This is a genomic window from Vaccinium witches'-broom phytoplasma str. VAC, from assembly GCF_000309405.1.
Taxonomy (GTDB): domain Bacteria; phylum Bacillota_I; class Bacilli_A; order Acholeplasmatales; family Acholeplasmataceae; genus Phytoplasma.
This window is the reverse complement of record NZ_AKIN01000002.1, coordinates 1-16,344: the sequence shown is the minus strand read 5'-3', so window position 1 is coordinate 16,344 and position 16,344 is coordinate 1. Positions and strand designations below refer to the sequence as shown.

The 16,344-nt window shown below is 30.2% G+C and carries 16 protein-coding genes; 10 read left to right on the top strand and 6 right to left on the bottom strand.

Features of this window, described 5'->3' with window-relative positions:
* Positions 1 to 41: 41 nt before the first annotated feature.
* The 10 genes from eno (at position 42) to RI68_RS00110 (ending at position 10,780) form a co-directional block, all read left to right on the top strand.
* Positions 42 to 1,331 carry a phosphopyruvate hydratase gene (gene eno / locus RI68_RS00155; protein WP_017193270.1) on the top strand — a complete coding sequence of 430 codons (1,290 nt, stop codon included), beginning with the start codon at positions 42 to 44 and terminating at the stop codon, positions 1,329 to 1,331.
* Positions 1,332 to 1,399: 68 nt separating this feature from the next.
* Positions 1,400 to 2,926, top strand: a complete 1,527-nt coding sequence (gene gpmI, locus RI68_RS00150) for a 2,3-bisphosphoglycerate-independent phosphoglycerate mutase (protein WP_026071923.1) — start codon at positions 1,400 to 1,402, stop codon at positions 2,924 to 2,926.
* A 69-nt stretch (positions 2,927 to 2,995) separates the two neighbouring features.
* Entirely contained in the window at positions 2,996 to 4,342 is a 1,347-nt protein-coding gene (gene pyk / locus RI68_RS00145) for a pyruvate kinase (RefSeq protein ID WP_017193268.1), read from the top strand.
* A gap of 406 nt (positions 4,343 to 4,748) precedes the next feature.
* A complete protein-coding gene (gene pdhA, locus RI68_RS00140; protein WP_017193267.1) occupies positions 4,749 to 5,846 on the top strand; it encodes a pyruvate dehydrogenase (acetyl-transferring) E1 component subunit alpha in 1,098 nt (365 codons plus the stop codon).
* Positions 5,847 to 5,848: 2 nt separating this feature from the next.
* The gene (locus RI68_RS00135; RefSeq protein WP_017193266.1) at positions 5,849 to 6,844 is read left to right on the top strand and encodes an alpha-ketoacid dehydrogenase subunit beta; all 996 of its coding nucleotides are present in this window, start codon (positions 5,849 to 5,851) and stop codon (positions 6,842 to 6,844) included.
* Positions 6,845 to 6,848: 4 nt separating this feature from the next.
* Entirely contained in the window at positions 6,849 to 7,103 is a 255-nt protein-coding gene (locus RI68_RS04175) for a biotin/lipoyl-containing protein (protein ID WP_261974263.1), read from the top strand.
* Between the two features lie 27 nt (positions 7,104 to 7,130).
* Positions 7,131 to 7,919, top strand: coding sequence for a dihydrolipoamide acetyltransferase family protein (locus RI68_RS00125; RefSeq protein ID WP_017193264.1), 789 nt, complete (start codon positions 7,131 to 7,133; stop codon positions 7,917 to 7,919).
* 49 nt (positions 7,920 to 7,968) lie between these two features.
* The gene (gene lpdA, locus RI68_RS00120; protein ID WP_017193263.1) at positions 7,969 to 9,348 is read left to right on the top strand and encodes a dihydrolipoyl dehydrogenase; all 1,380 of its coding nucleotides are present in this window, start codon (positions 7,969 to 7,971) and stop codon (positions 9,346 to 9,348) included.
* A 116-nt stretch (positions 9,349 to 9,464) separates the two neighbouring features.
* The gene (locus RI68_RS00115) at positions 9,465 to 10,226 is read left to right on the top strand and encodes a TatD family hydrolase (protein WP_017193262.1); all 762 of its coding nucleotides are present in this window, start codon (positions 9,465 to 9,467) and stop codon (positions 10,224 to 10,226) included.
* 50 nt (positions 10,227 to 10,276) lie between these two features.
* The gene (locus RI68_RS00110; protein ID WP_017193261.1) at positions 10,277 to 10,780 is read left to right on the top strand and encodes a lambda-exonuclease family protein; all 504 of its coding nucleotides are present in this window, start codon (positions 10,277 to 10,279) and stop codon (positions 10,778 to 10,780) included.
* Positions 10,781 to 11,644: 864 nt separating this feature from the next.
* Here RI68_RS00110 and rpmB read toward each other — a convergent pair.
* The 6 genes from rpmB to rpsB form a co-directional block, all read right to left on the bottom strand.
* Positions 11,645 to 11,833, bottom strand: a complete 189-nt coding sequence (gene rpmB / locus RI68_RS00105) for a 50S ribosomal protein L28 (RefSeq protein WP_017192337.1) — start codon at positions 11,831 to 11,833, stop codon at positions 11,645 to 11,647.
* A 183-nt stretch (positions 11,834 to 12,016) separates the two neighbouring features.
* Entirely contained in the window at positions 12,017 to 12,976 is a 960-nt protein-coding gene (locus tag RI68_RS00100; protein WP_017193260.1) for a phosphatidate cytidylyltransferase, read from the bottom strand.
* A gap of 17 nt (positions 12,977 to 12,993) precedes the next feature.
* Complete coding sequence (gene frr, locus RI68_RS00095; RefSeq protein WP_017193259.1) at positions 12,994 to 13,548, bottom strand: ribosome recycling factor; 555 nt, start codon at positions 13,546 to 13,548, stop codon at positions 12,994 to 12,996.
* A gap of 1 nt (position 13,549) precedes the next feature.
* Complete coding sequence (pyrH, locus tag RI68_RS00090) at positions 13,550 to 14,266, bottom strand: UMP kinase (protein ID WP_017192334.1); 717 nt, start codon at positions 14,264 to 14,266, stop codon at positions 13,550 to 13,552.
* Between the two features lie 76 nt (positions 14,267 to 14,342).
* The gene (tsf, locus tag RI68_RS00085; protein WP_017193258.1) at positions 14,343 to 15,185 is read right to left on the bottom strand and encodes a translation elongation factor Ts; all 843 of its coding nucleotides are present in this window, start codon (positions 15,183 to 15,185) and stop codon (positions 14,343 to 14,345) included.
* Between the two features lie 149 nt (positions 15,186 to 15,334).
* The gene (gene rpsB, locus RI68_RS00080) at positions 15,335 to 16,174 is read right to left on the bottom strand and encodes a 30S ribosomal protein S2 (protein WP_017193257.1); all 840 of its coding nucleotides are present in this window, start codon (positions 16,172 to 16,174) and stop codon (positions 15,335 to 15,337) included.
* Between the last annotated feature and the right edge of the window lie 170 nt (positions 16,175 to 16,344).

The following is a 16,344-nucleotide window of genomic DNA, read 5'->3' as shown; positions in this document are numbered from 1 at the left end:
TTATTATTTGAAAAGATTTATAATAAAAGGAGAAACAAATAATGCCATATATTACTGATATTTTAGCTCGAGAGGTTTTAGATTCTAGAGGAAATCCTACTGTAGAAGTTGAAGTTAAAACATCTGAAGTTATAGGAAGAGCTATTGTTCCTTCTGGCGCTTCAACTGGATTATACGAAGCTGTTGAATTAAGAGACAAAGATGAAAAAAGATATTTAGGTAAAGGTGTTTTACAAGCGGTAGAAAACGTAGTAAAAGTGATTAAACCTGTTTTAATGGATGTATCTGTATTAGAACAAAAAGCTATCGACCAAGCAATGATTGAACTTGATGGTACACCCAATAAATCTAAATTAGGGGCTAACGCTATTTTAGGCGTTTCATTGGCCGTGGCTAAAGCAGCTGCTTCATATTTAAATTTGGAACTTTATGAATATTTAGGCGGAGTTCAACCAAAACAATTGCCAGTGCCAATGATTAATATTATTAATGGTGGAGCTCATGCTTCTAATAGTGTTGATTTTCAAGAATTTATGATTTTACCTGTAGGAGCTTCTACTTTTAAAGAAGCTTTAAGATATGGTGCTGAAATTTTTCATCATTTAGGCAAACTTTTAAAACAAAACGGTTATCCTACAACAGTAGGAGATGAAGGAGGATACGCTCCTAATTTATCTTCTAACGAAGAAGTTTTGCAAATTATTTTGCAAGCCATTAATAACGCTGGTTATAAACCAGGCGAAGACATTTATTTAGGTATGGACGTTGCTGCTTCAGAATTTTATAACGCAGAACAGAAAAAATATGTTTTAGCTTCTGAAAATAACAAATCTTTTACAAGTGCTGAATTAATCGCTTTTTATGAAAAATTAGTTGATAAATACCCTATTTTATCAATTGAAGATGGTTTAGACCAAAACGATTGGGAAGGATGGAAGTTATTAACTAATAAGTTAGGACACAAAGTTCAAATAGTGGGCGATGATTTATTTGTGACTAACGTAGAAAGATTATCACAAGGAATTAAAGAAAAAACGGCTAATTCTATTTTGATTAAATTAAACCAAATCGGCACTTTAACAGAAACTTTAGAAGCTATTGAAATGGCTAAAAAAGCTTCCTTTACGACTGTTATTTCTCATCGTAGTGGAGAGACGGAAGATACTACTATCGCTGATTTAGTTGTGGCAACTAACGCAGGTCAAATCAAAACTGGTTCCTGTTCTAGAACTGACCGTATCGCTAAATATAATCAATTATTAAGAATTGAAGACAATTTAAAAAATGCTCCTTATTTAGGTTTAAAAGCTTTTTATAATTTAAAAAAATAATCATTTTTACACAATAATTACTCTTTTTTAGTCAAATTATTGGGTAGGAAAGGGAAATGAGGAAATTTATTTTGGAATCTTTTGTTGGTCTTATTATTTTAGATGGTTTAGGAATTTCTCGCCAAAAAAAAAATAACGCTGTTTTTTTAGCCAAGACGCCTTATTTAGATTCTCTTTTTAAAAGTTACCCCCACAATACCTTGGCGGCGTCAGGGGAAGCCGTTGGTTTGCCTGAAGGGCAAATGGGCAACAGCGAAGTGGGTCATTTAAATTTAGGTGCCGGCAGAATAGTTTACCAATCTTTAACCAAAATTAACAAAGCTATTAAAGAAAAAACTTTTTTTCAAAACGAAAGTTTTTTACAAGTCGTAAAACATGTTAAAAAACATAATAGCAAACTGCATCTTGTGGGCATGATTTCTGATGGCGGCATTCACTCTCATATCAACCACGCTAAAGCATTATTAGAAATGGCTAAACAAAATAATTTAACCAAAAAAACTTATTTACACGCTTTTACTGATGGACGCGACACATCGCCTAAATCAGGTTTAAATTATCTTAAACCTCTTTTAGAACAAAAAGTTAAAATTGCTTCTGTAGCGGGTCGTTATTACGCTATGGATCGCGATAATAACTGGGAACGTATTAATGAGGTTTATAATATGTTAGTTTCTCCAAAAGCACCGGTAATAGAGTCAGTAATAGATTATATGGAACAATCTTATCGTGACAATATTACTGATGAATTTATCAAACCGGCTATTGCAGATGTTAATGGCTTAATCGAAGATAACGATGGTGTGATTTTTTTTAATTTCAGACCTGATCGCATCGTCCGTTTAGCAACCGCTTTATCCAATCCTACTAAAACCGATTTTTTTATCACTCCTGGCAAAACTCCTTTTCAAGGCGACAAAAATTTAAATAATGTTTTATGCGCAACTATGTCTCCTTATGCCAAAAGTGTCAAAGGTACGGTAGCTTTTCAAAAAGAAAATTTAACTAATACTTTTGGCGAAGTGGTAGCTAACCATAATTTAGAACAATTAAGAATAGCAGAAACAGAAAAATATCCTCACGTGACTTTCTTTTTTAACGGGTCTCAACATGTTAAATTAAAAGGTTGTGAGGAAATTTTGATCCCTTCTCCTTCAGTCCCGACTTATGATTTAAAGCCAGAAATGAGCGCTTTCGAAATTGCCGTCAAAGCTAAAGAAGCTATTTTATCTAAGCAATATCAAACGATGGTGTTAAATTTTGCTAATCCGGATATGGTCGGTCATACAGGCTCTTTAGAAGCGGCTATCGCAGCTGTCGAAGCAACCGATAAAGCTTTAAAAATTGTAGTAGAAGCTATTTTATCTATAGGCGGAAAAGCTGTTGTGGTGGCGGACCACGGAAACGCCGAACAAATGGCAGATGAACAAGGTCGCCCTCATACCGCTCATACTACTAATTTAGTACCTGTTATTGTCACGGATGAAAATGTTTCTGTGAATAAAGGTGCTTTATGCGACGTAGCTCCGACTTTATTAGAATTATTGAAAATACCTCAACCCCAAGAAATGACAGGAAAATCTTTAATAAAATAAATTAACCTTTTAATAGTTAAAAAAATATTTTAATAGAACAATAAATTATATTTAAGAAAAGGCAAAACAATGCAAGAGAATAAAACCAAAATTATTTGTACTTTAGGACCTGCATCTTATGATGTTAATATTTTAAAACAATTGATGCTTTCTGGCATGAACGTAGCGAGATTTAATTTTTCTCACGCTCAATATGATAACAGTAAAAAATTACTGAAAACTATTCGTGATTTAAACCAAGAATTAAACACTCATGTGGCTACTTTATTAGACACTAAAGGACCGGAAGTAAGAACCCATGAATTTGACGGAGCAGTCACTATTACTAAAGATTCTTTAGTAAGAATCACTACTGAAGAAGTGCTAGGCAACACTTCTTTATTTTCTGTTACTTATCCTGGTTTTTATGACGAATTAAACGTAGGCGATGTGGTTAACGTTGATGATGGTTATTTATCTTTAGAAATCGTTGAGAAAGACGCTCAAAAAAAAGAATTAGTAACGAAAGCGAAAAACACTCATGTTGTTAAATCACGTCGTGGAGTTAATGTTCCTAATGTTAGTTTAAACATTCCTTTTGTTTCAGAAAAAGACCGTCAAGACGTTATTTTCGCTTCAGAACAAAATTACGATTATATCGCTGCTTCTTTTGTTAGAAACGCAGAAGACGTGTTAGAATTGAGAAAAATTTTAAAAGAACAAAACAACGACCATATTCGTATTATTTCTAAAATTGAAAACCAAGAAGGTGTTGACAATTTAGACGAAATTATTGAAGTATCTGATGGTATTATGGTGGCTAGAGGAGATTTAGGCATCGAAGTTCCAGGCGAAATGGTTCCTTTATACCAAACATCTATCATTGAAAAATGTTTAGAAGAAGGTAAAACTGTTGTGGTAGCTACGCAAATGTTAGAATCTATGCAAAAAAACCCTCGCCCAACTAAAGCCGAAATTTCAGACGTTTATAACGCTGTTAAAGAAGGTAGTACTGCCACTATGTTATCTGGAGAATCCGCTTCAGGAGAATATCCAGTAGAAGCAGTGCAATTTATGCATAAAATCAACAAACAAGCTGAAAAGGCGCGTGAAGATGAATTTTTTGCTCCTCTTTACGAACCAGAAAGTTTACAAGAATATCTTTTATTAAGTGCAGCGGAATTATCAGTTCGTTATCCTATTAAAGCGATTCTTGTTAATAATTGGAAAGATGCTGAAAGTATCTCCAAATTCCATCCTTCTGTTCCTGTTTTAGCAACAGTTCAAGACGAAAAAGAAGCTAATTTATTATCTTTAAGTTACGGCGTTACTCCAGTTTTAAATCAAGCGGAATTAGACTGTAAAATAGATTCTTTAACTGAGGATGAAGACGGAGAAATCATAGTAGTTACTGAAGGAAAAATAGAAATTAAATAATTTATCCTTAAAAAAACCTTAAAAAGGGTTTTTGACTAAAATAATGACTTCTTGGAACTAATACAAGATAAGGGATAAAAAGATTCCTATTTGCGAAGAAACAATAAAATTATCAATAATATTTGACAAAAATTAAAAAAAATAAGTTAAAATGAAGGATGGTCTTAAATTTCTTAATAAATTTATATTTTTTTCGTTGAAATATATCATTATTAAGATTGTCTTCACTAATATTTGCCCTTGTATTTAAACTAAAAAAATTATTTTAACAATTGTTCTTGAAGAAAGTTTTTGCTTAAAATAAAAAAATAAGAAATTTAATTTTTCAAAAAACATGTTATTTTGTGTGACTAAATTCATATTTACAAAAATTATTTAAAAAAAATAAAAGGAGTTAATTTTCTAAATGACATTAAGTAAATCTTATGATTCTTTGAAAAAACAAAGATTACAAATTTTGGATTCAGAAGGAAATGTAGTTAATCCACAATTAGAACCAAAAATACCTGAAGAAAAACTGTTAAAAATGTATAAAACTATGGTTTTAGCAAGAGTTTCTGACATTAAAGCGGTTCAATATCAACGTCAAGGCAGAATGTTATCTTACGTTATTAACCGAGGACATGAAGGTGGTCAAGTTGGTTCAGCAGCAGCTTTAGAAGACCAAGACTGGGTTTCACCTTATTTCCGTGATATTGGGATTTATTTATACCGTGGCATCCCTTTAGAAAACATATACCTTTATTGGTATGGTAACGAAAAAGGTTCTAAAATGGATCCTTCTAAACGTATTTTACCAGTTAATATTATTATTGGTTCAGGAATCAATATTGGTGCTGGTTTATCTTTAGCAAGTAAATTGCAAAACAAAAAAGAAGTTACAATAGCTACTATTGGTGATGGCGGAACAGCTCATGAAGAATTTTATGCTGGTTTGAATTACGCATCTGTTTATAAAGCTCCTTTAGTGGTATTGATTCAAAATAATCAATACGCTATTTCTACTCCAAGAAAAGTAGCTTCTAACTCTGAAACTTTAGCACAAAAATCCTATGCTTTCGGTATTCCTGGCATTCAAGTAGATGGTAATGACGTTTTAGCCGTTTATGCAGCTGTTAAAGAATTTACTGAAGCAGCGCGTAATGGCGAAGGAGCTAGTTTAATTGAGATCTTTACTTACCGTATGGGAGCTCATACGACTAATGATAACCCTAACTTATACCGTTCTAAAGAAGAAGAGGAAGAATGGAATAAAAAAGATCCTATCAAACGTTTTAAAAAATATTTATTGAAAAAAAACGTTTTAACTGAAGAAATGGTAGAACAAATCAATCAAGAAGTAGAAAAACACGTTTCCGAAGTACATGAAAAAATTACTTCTTACGGAGCTAATATAGAACCGATTGAAATTTTTGAACATCTTTACCATGAAATGACACCTCAATTAAAAGAACAACACGCAGAATATGAACAATTTTTAAAATCAAAAGAAGAAGGTAAATAAAAATGGCTTTAATGAATTTATTGGAAGCGGTTAAACATACCTTAGATCTCCAATTAGCTAAAAACCCTAAAGTAGTTGTTTTTGGCCAAGATATTGGTAAATTAGGAGGAGTTTTCCGTGTTACTGCAGGATTGCAACAAAAATACGGAGAATCTCGTGTTTTCGATACTCCTATAGCCGAATCTGCTATCGTTGGTAGCGCGATCGGAATGTCTATGAACGGTTTAATTCCTGTAGCTGAAATTCAATTTGATGGGTTCCTTTATGTGGGATTAGAAGATTTAATCGCTCATGCTGCGAGAATGAGAAATCGTACTCGTAACAGTTTTTCTTGTCCTATGGTTTTAAAAGTTCCTGTTGGCGGCGGAGTTAAAGCATTAGAACATCACTCAGAGAGTTTAGAAGTTATTTTAGGTTCTATTCCTGGTTTAAAAGTGGTAGTTCCTTCTAACCCTTATGATGCTAAAGGTCTTTTGATTGCCGCTATTAATAGCCCAGATCCAGTTGTTTACATGGAACCTAAATATTTATATCGTGCAGGAAAACAAGAAGTTCCAGAAGAAGAATACGAAACAGAAATTGGTAAAGCGAACGTGGTTAAAGAAGGTACAGATGTAACTGTAATCGCTTGGAGTTCAGCTGTTTCCATCGTTCAATCCGCTTTAGAAAAACTAGAAGCTGATGGCATTTCTGTAGAATTAGTGGATTTAAGAACTATTAATCCGATTGATAGAGAAACAGTGCTTCATTCTGTAAAAAAAACTGGTAGATTAGTTGTAGTACATGAAGCTACTAAAACTTATGGACCAGCTGGCGAATTAATTACTTTAGTAAATGAATACGCTTTTGATTATTTAAAAGCCGCCCCTAGTCGTGTAACAGGTCATGATATCATCATGCCTTTAGCAAGAGGAGAATATCATCAATTTTTAAACGCTGATAAAGTAATTTATGGCGTAAAAAAAGCTTTAAAAAATAATTTAAATAAAAAAAATTAAACAAATGAATGAGGGCAATAATATGTATGAATTAAAATTTGCTGATATAGGCGAAGGAATTAACGAAGGAACCATTTTAACTTGGAACTACAAAGTTGGAGACAAAGTTAAAGAAGGCGATGTTTTAGTAATTGTTGAAACTGATAAATTACAAGCTGACATAACTTCTCCTAAAACAGGTACTATTACTAAAATAGGTTTCCAAGAGGGCGAAAATGTTAACGTTGGAGATGTTTTAGCTGTTATTGAAGAAGAATAATTTAAATAAAAAAAGGACGTTTTAAAAATGACGAATAATAACGACAATGTTTTAAAAACTACAAAAGAAGCTGTAGCAAACAACACAAATACTAATAATAACACAGAAGACGTAGAAATTCGAAAAATTTCTCGTTTAAGAAAAATAATTGCTAAAAAAATGAGCATTTCCAAAACAGTTATTCCTGAAGTAACTTTAATGGATGAAGTGGATATTACTAATTTAGTAGCTTTAAGAACTCAAATGAAACCGTTAGCTCAAGAAAAAGGCATTAAATTAACTTATATGGCTTTTATCGCTAAAGCGGTTGTTTTAGCTTTAAAAGAATATCCTGTTTTTAACGCTAGTTTTGATGATGAAAAAGAAGAATTAATCATTAAAAACTATATTAATTTAGGAATTGCTATTGACACTAAAGATGGATTAATTGTTCCTAATATTAAAAAAGTTGATAATTTAAGTGTTTTAGAATTAGCGAAAGAAATCCACACTTTATCTGTTGACACAGCGGGAAGAAAATTACAATTGCCTCAATTGCAAAAGGGTACTTTTACTTTAAGTAATTTTGGGGCCATTGATATTGCTTACGGTACGCCAATTATTAATCATCCGGAATTAGCTATTCTTGGTATTGGTAAAATAGTTAAAAAACCAATAGTTAAAAAAGGCGAAATTATTGTAGCTGATATGTTGCCTTTATCTTTAACGATCGATCACCGTATTATTGATGGTGCTGATGGTGGAAGATTATTGCAAAAAATTAAAGAATTATTGAATGATGTTAAAATTTTAGAAAATGATTTCACTGCTTTATAAAGAGGAAAATTATTTTTTGACTGAATTATAAAAAAAGAGAAGTAAATTGATGGAAAGATATGATATTTTAATTATTGGCGGAGGACCTGGTGGTTATACCTCAGCTATTAAAGCGTCTCAAATGGGAGCTAAAGTTGCTTTGGTAGAAGACCATAAATTAGGCGGAATTTGTTTAAATTACGGTTGTATACCAACTAAAGCTTTTTTAAAAAGTGCTAAAATTTTTGACCTTTTAAAACATTCTAAAGAATACGGTATTGAAACTAATGCAGACGTAGAAGCGAATTGGACTTCTGTATTAGAACGTAAAAACAAAATAGTTAAACAATTAACTAACGGTATTTCTTTCTTAATGAAAAAAAATAAAATTGATGTTTATAAGGGATTTGCTGATGCATTATCAGCTCATCAAGTTCAAGTAGGCGATAAAATTTTAGAAACTAAAAAACTTATTATTGCTACGGGAGCGAGTGCGTTTATTCCTCCGATTAAAGGCGCTAAAGAAGCATTCAAAAACAAATACTTATACACAAGTAAAGAATTAGTTCAATTGGAAAAATTTCCGCAAAAATTAGTTATTATTGGTGGCGGAGTTATTGGTGTAGAGTTTGCAACTATTTTTAATAAATTCGGTGCTGAAGTAATTATTTTAGAAAGAGCGAACTCTATCTTAAATGTTATGGATAAAGATATTGTTGACGCTTACACTAAAAAATTAAAAAGCAACCAAATTAAAATTTTAACCGAATCTGAAGTAATGAAAATCGATAATAATAAAGTACATTACACTTATGAAAACGAAACACACGTGGAAGAAGCTGATATTGTTTTAATGGCAACTGGAACTAAACCTAATTTAAAAGGGATAGAAAAACTGAATTTACAAACTGACAGAATAGGCGTTATGACAGACGGCTTTTTAAAAACTTCTTTAGAAGACGTTTACGCTATTGGTGATGTTAACGGTAAATATATGTTAGCCCACGTATCGAGCCACGAAGGAATTATCGCTGTTACTCATGCTTTAGAAGCTGACGCTCATTTAAAACCAATGAATTACGATCGCGTTCCTTCCTGTGTTTACGGTTTCCCTGAAATCGCCACTATCGGTTGGACCGAAGAACAAGTGAAACTTAAAGACATTGAATATAAAGTGTCTAAAGTTCCTGTTAAAGCGATCGGTAAAGCTTTAGCTGACGGCGAAACAGATGGTTTTGCCAAATTAATCGTTGATAAAAAAGATCTTAAAGTTTTAGGCATGCATATTTTCTCTTATAATGCTACTGAATTAATTAGTGAAATCGGTGTAACTATGGAATTAGAAGGAACAGCTCATGATGTTGTTCGCACTATTCACCCACATCCAACTTTATCTGAATTAACTTTAGAAACTTTTTTAGGCGCGATTGATAAACCAATACATATGTAAAAATAATAATTTTAATGAAAAAAATAACCCATTTTTATGAGTTATTTTTTTCTAATTTTAATGATAAAATTTATTATTGAATAACCAAATATTATGATTCAAAAGAGAAATACAAAATGTTAATTGATACTCACGCTCATCTTAATTTAGATGATTATTCTAAAGATTTAAAAGATGTTATAAATAGAGCTGTAAAAAACGATGTTCAATATTTTATTGTTCCTGGTTTAGATCAGAAAACGAACGAAAAAGCCATCGAATTAGCCCTTCAACACCCTGAAATTAAAGTCGCTGTGGGGATTCATCCGTCTTATGTGACTAATGAAGATCCTTTCAGTATTGAAAAATATTTAAAACTTCCTCAAGTGGTGGCAGTGGGTGAAATTGGTATTGATTTATATCATGAACAAAAAACTTTGCCATTACAACAAAAAACTTTACAAGTTCAAGTTGAATTAGCGATTAAATATGATTTACCCATTATTTTGCACGCTCGTTCTTCTTTTGAGGAAATATATGAAATCTTGTTACCTTATAAAAACCAAATTAGAGGCGTTTTCCATTCTTTAGTAACCAATTTGGAAGCAGCTCAAAGAGTCATCGATTTAGGTTTTTATGTAGGCATTGGCGGGATTGTGACATATGAAAAAGCTTTGGAAGTTCATACTTTAGCGAAACAACTCCCTTTAGATAAAATCTTATTAGAAACTGATTCACCTTTTTTAACACCTTCTCCCGAAAAAAAATCTCATAGAAACGAACCCGCTTTAGTGAAATTAGTAGCCGAAAAAATAGCTAGTTTAAGAAACATTACTTTAGAAGAAGTAGCTGAACAAACTACTCAAAACGTTAAAAAACTGTTTTTACCTAATTTTTAATTTATTCTCTTAACAACTTGATAATTGTTAGCAAGAAAGGTTTGTTTGTTATGAAATTTACTAAATCAGAATCAAATCAAATGATTAATTTAGAACAAAATTCTGAAGCATGGCATAAGCATAGAAACAACTATATTAATGCTTCAGAAGTTGCTGCTATTATGGGGTTAAATCCGTTTGAAACTAAACAAGCACTTTTTAAAAGAAAACTTTTTAAAGAAAAGATCGAAGACAATAATGCTATGCGTCATGGCAGACGTTTAGAACCGGAAGCGAGAATTTTTTTTAACGAAGTTAACAATATGGAATTCGTCCCTGCCGTGTTTACTAAAGATTTTATGTCTGCTTCTTTAGATGGTTGGCATCAAGAATCTAACAGCATTTTAGAAATTAAATGTCCTATTTCTTATAATAGTCCTTCTTGGAGCAATTTTGTGTTAAATAACGAAATACCTATGTATTATTATGCTCAAGTGCAAGCCCAACTCTTTTGTTCTGATACAGAAAAAGCTTTTTTCTTAGTGTATCAAACGTTTCAGAGTAGCAAAGGTTAAGGAAATCCACAGAGACCCTAAATTTATTGAAGAAATGTATCAAAAAGCGCATGTTTTTTACAATCTTTTAAACGAAGCTAAAGAAATTTTAGATAAGTTAAAAGAAAAATGATCGTTTTTGATTGATTTGTTCTTTATAAAAGAGGATCAAAAAAAATAATAACCTTTTTTTTGGAGGTTCTTTTTTTGCTACATTTAATATGTGTTTTTTAGTGGTTGTTGATTGGTGTTTTATTAATTTGTTCAGAAAAATTTATTTAAGGGTATAAAAAAAAACCAAACAAATTATTGGTCATACAGTAAATAAGGTTAAAAAATTTTTATCCCATCAATCCATCAATTGTTTTTTGTCATAAAATTTATATCAATCCTCATTAGAAGGTTTTTTTAACAATATACTTGCTTTTTAAAATTATCTTTGTGAGTTTTTTAATCTTTAACAAATTTAATGTTATAAATTATTAAACATTTCAAACTGAATAAATCTTTATTATTTATAAGTGATTGGGTTGGTACAATAAATTTAAAAATTTTTTATTTTCTTGAGAATTAGGTGTTTTATTCGTTAATGTTTTCGCTAAATTGAAAGTTTTATTATACAAAAAAACACTAAAGCTAAAATTAAAGTCGTAATTACTATATTGTTAATAGCCGATTTAAATACTTGTTACATTAAAGTTTCGTTTTTATTTGTTTTATCGTTGCTGATTTTTACCTCTTTCGTATTAACTTCAATAATAGATATAACTTTATTATATTATTCATAAGGACTAAGAACAAGATAAAACGATAAATAAAAAAAAGACTATTATTCGTTAATAATCTTTTTTTAATAATTAATAATTTTTAAAGAACTCAAATAAATTAAGCTCTTTCAACTTTTAATTTTTTTAATGCGCGGGCAGAAATATAAATTTTTTTAACTTTGCCTTTTTCATCAATAATACGAATTTTTTGCAAATTAGCTTTCCATGTTCTTCTAGAAGCGTTCATTGCGTGACTACGTTTATTTCCGAAAACAGTCGTTTTCCCTGTGTAATAACATTTGCTCATTATGTAGGATACCTTTCTTTCTTAAAAAAACATTATATAAAACATTTCTGATCGATAATAAAAAATCAATCATATTTCTATCGTAAAAAATGTTTCTCAATTACTTTTATTATAACAAAATACCGACTAAATTAACATTTTATTTTCCTTTTACAAAAAAAAGAAGTCTTTTGCGATAAATATTTATTTTACTTTTTTAAGTTTAAAAATGTCATGCATATTTTGGATAACATAATCTGACCAAGGGCTTAATAAAATTAAAACAATAAAAAAAGATAAAAATAAAATAGAATCAAAACGATCTAATAGACCTCCGTGACCGGGAACAAGATTACTGAAATCTTTAATTTTATAGTCTCTTTTAAATTTAGAAGCGATTAAATCCCCCATTTGAGCAATAATAGAATTAATAATAGCGAAAACCACTAAAAAAATAACTGCTCGATAATTGTTTAAAGAACTACTATAAAATAAAAGAGCTAACAAAGTAGTCGCCACTATGGCGCCTAAAAAACCTTCCCAAGTTTTTTTGGGACTTACGCTCGGAAATAAAAACCTTTTGCCATATAAATTACCAATAAAATAAGCGAAGCTATCACTAGCAATAGTGATTAAAAACAAGTGCAAAAACCATTTGTAACTTATTAATATTAAACTTAAAAAAGAAGCACTAAAAACACTAATATAAGCAAAAATTAACAATACATGAGTTAAATGTTGAGTACGAAAAGAAGAGTTAAAAAGAAAATATAGAAATAAAGCGAAAGCTAAACCAAATAAACTAAATAAAGCGTATTTAGAAAAGTTTGATAAACAACTGATTAAATGCGTTTGTTCTGGAGGAGAATCAACAATAATATGTTTGTCCTTAAAAGAACCCAAAATAACCCCTAATAAAGACAAAAAAAGAAAAACACTAAATAAACTCATGATGATCATGTGCCTTTGGGAATATTTTTGATTTTGACGATTCACTTTTAACATTTCTATAGAAGAATGGAACACAAAAAGAAGCACTGTTCCTAAACTCATATAATCAAAAGAATTTATTTCTTTGTTATAATCGATGCAACGAAAAAAACCAAAAAAAGATAAAGCGGCCAAAAACATTCCTAATCCGATATAATTTTTTTTAGATGACATATTTTTATCGTCTCTTTTTAAATTTTTAATAATTCTTTATTTTTTTTAACAGTTTCTGTTTCTAAAAGTTTAATAAAATGATTATTTAAATCTTGAATTTGTTTTAATAAAGCGTTTTCTTCATCTTTTGCTAATTTTAATTTTTTAACTTTATCATTGCCGGAACGACGTAAATTTCTTACTATAACTTTAGTTTGTTCAGAAATTTTTTCTACTTCTTTGGTTAAAAGTTTTCTTTTTTCTTCTGTAGGTTGAGGAAAAACTAATTTAATCGAAACACCATCTGTTTGAGGAGTAATTCCTAAATCAGAAGCTAATAAAGCTTTTTTAATATTAGGCACTAAAGTAGTGTCAAAAGGTTTAATATGAATTTGGTTTCCTTCTACGATAGAAATCATACTAATATGCTTTAAAACTGTTTCTGCGCCGTAATAATTAATAGTGATTTTATCTAATATTTTCGGGTTAGCCGCCCCAGTTCTAATGTTGGAAAATTGCGTCAACATTGAGTTTTTAGAAATATTCATTTTTTGTTTTAAATCTGTTAAAATTTCTTGTGTCATTTCATGCATTTTATTTTCCCTCCTTAGAAGTGATGATAGTCCCTATTTTTTCTTTTAAAATGATTTTTTTGATATTACCTTTGATGTTCATATCAAAAACAAAAATATCAATACCATTTTCCCAACATAAAGAAATGGCTGTTATATCCATCACATCTAACCTTTGAGCGATAACATTTTTATGTTCTATTTTTTTAATTAAAACAGCGTCATTATGTTTTTTAGGATCTTTATTATAAACACCTTCAATACCGTTTTTAGCCATTAAAATAACGTCTATATTTAATTCAGCTGCTCTTAAAGCAGCAGCAGTATCGGTGGAAAAGTAAGGAGAACCAACCCCAGCTCCTAAAATAACTACACGATCTTTATCTAAATGGCGTAACGCTTTACCTTTGATGTAAGGTTCAGCCACGGCAACCACATGAAAAGCCGTCATAACCCTAGTTTGAATGTCTAAATTGACTAAAGCATCTTGTAAAGCTAAAGAATTGATAATAGTGCCTAACATTCCCATATAGTCTGATTGACTACGTTCCATACCTAATTCTTGACCAATATGACCTCGCCAGATATTTCCTGCACCAACAATAATAACTATTTGTAAACCTAAGTCTTTAATTTCTTTAATTTCTTCAGCAATTTTTTTAACTTTTTGTGGGTTGATGTTAAAATCGTCTCCTTTTAAGGCTTCCCCGCTTAATTTTAAAAGAATTCTTTTAAACATTTTATTCCCCTTTGCTACTTTTTATTTTTTATTATAGTTAGAAAATGAATAAATATTAGTTTTATTGCTCGTTTTGTTATGCTGTTTCGCCCACTTCAAAGCGGTAATAAGCGATAACGTTAGTTTGATTAGCTTGTAAAAATTCTTTTACTTTTTGATCAGTATCGTTGTAAAAAGGTTGTTCTAATAAACAAATTTCTTCTAAAATTTTATTTAAACGATTGTTAGCAATTTTATCTAATAAACCACTCGGTAAATTTTGCTTTGCTTTTTCGTTAATAGTTTTTTCTAATAAAAGTTGTTTTTCTGTTTTAATAAAATTAGGGTCAACCACTTCTTTACTTAAAAATTTCGGGTTAAAACCAACTACATGGATAGGAATATGTGTTTGTGCTTCTTCGTTTTGTTTATCAAGACGCACTAAAGCGGAAATTCTTCCTCCTTGATGTTTGTAAAGCCCAAAACTTTCGTTATCTTTTTTATAAACAGTTTGAATTCTTTTTAAAACGATTTGTTCTTTAATAATAGCCGCTTTATCTAAAATAATGTTTTTAACGCTTTGTCCGTTCCAATGATAATTTAAAAAGTCTTCCACAGTTTTAACGGATGCATCAGCATCTAATAAACTATTTTTCAGTTGTTCTAGTAATGCGATAAAGTGTTCGTTTTTAGCCACAAAATCAGTTTCTGAGTTAAGTTCAAATAAAACAGCTTTATTACCTTTAAAAGCGACATTAGTTAAACCTTCGGCTGAAACTCTATCTTTTTTGTCTTCAGCTTTCATCATGCCTTTTTCTTTTAAATAATTTACAGCTTTTTCCATATCGCCTTGAGCATGTTCTAAAGCTTGTTTACAATTCATCATTCCTGATTGAGTTTTTTTTCTTAATTCTTTAATCATTTCTATTGTGATTTTCATTTTCGTTCTCCAAATTTTTATTAAGTCTTTCTTTCTTTTGTATTAAGAAATATAAGTAAAATTGTTTGTTTAGTAAAAAAGATGTTTATTTAGAAACATCTTTTTTACTAATTGATTATAAAAAATATTTTGTCTGTTAAAAGTTGTAATTAATTAGTAGAAACGTTTTCTTTTTCTACATTTTGATCTTTATTTTGAGTTTTTTCTGCATCAACAGTTTCTGGCGTTGATTCAGATGGTTTTTCGCCAGATTCATCAGTTGTTTCTTCAACAGGTGATTCTTGGTTAGAACCGCTACCTTCAATAACTGCATCAGCGATGATAGAAGTAATTAATTTTACCCCTTTAATAGCATCGTTATTCGCAGGAATGATGTAATCTACTGAATCAGGATCACAGTTACTATCTACGATTCCAAAAATTTTAATACCTAATTTTCTCGCCTCAGCGATAGCTATAGTATCTTTTTGCACATCAACGATATAAATAGCTTGTGGCAATTGAGACATGTTTTTGATTCCGCCTAAAAACTTTTCCAACTTATCTCTTTGTTTTTTTAAGGTAGCTACTTCTTTTTTAGAAAGTAATTTCCATACGCCATCTTCTTCTTGTTTGTATAACTCTTTTAAATAATTAATTCTTGTTAAAATAGTTTGGAAATTAGTAAAAGTACCGCCTAACCATCTTTGGTTAATATAATATTGATTTGCTCTTTCCGCTTCTTGTTTAATAATATGTTGGGTTTGTTTTTTAGTTCCTAAGAATAAAACTTTCCCTCCTTCTTCTACTATTTGCACAAGCTTTTTGTATGAATTTTCAACAGCTTCCAATGTTTTTTTCAAATCGATAATGTGAATTCTATTTCTAACAATAGGAACCCCATCGTTGGAAGAAAATAAATATGGTTTCATTTTGTAATGACATTTTTTAGCTGCGTGACCAAAATGTATTCCTGATTCTAACAATTGTTTTATTGTAACAACACCCATGATTCTGAGTACTCCTTTTTAAATTTACTTATTTTGAAGAATGAGATGTAAAATTTTTTTCACATGAATAACGTTTTTAATTTAATAAATTTAAGAAATTAAATTATAATTTATTATTATTCATAATTTTTTGATTTTAACTTAAATATTTTAACATATTATTTTAATAT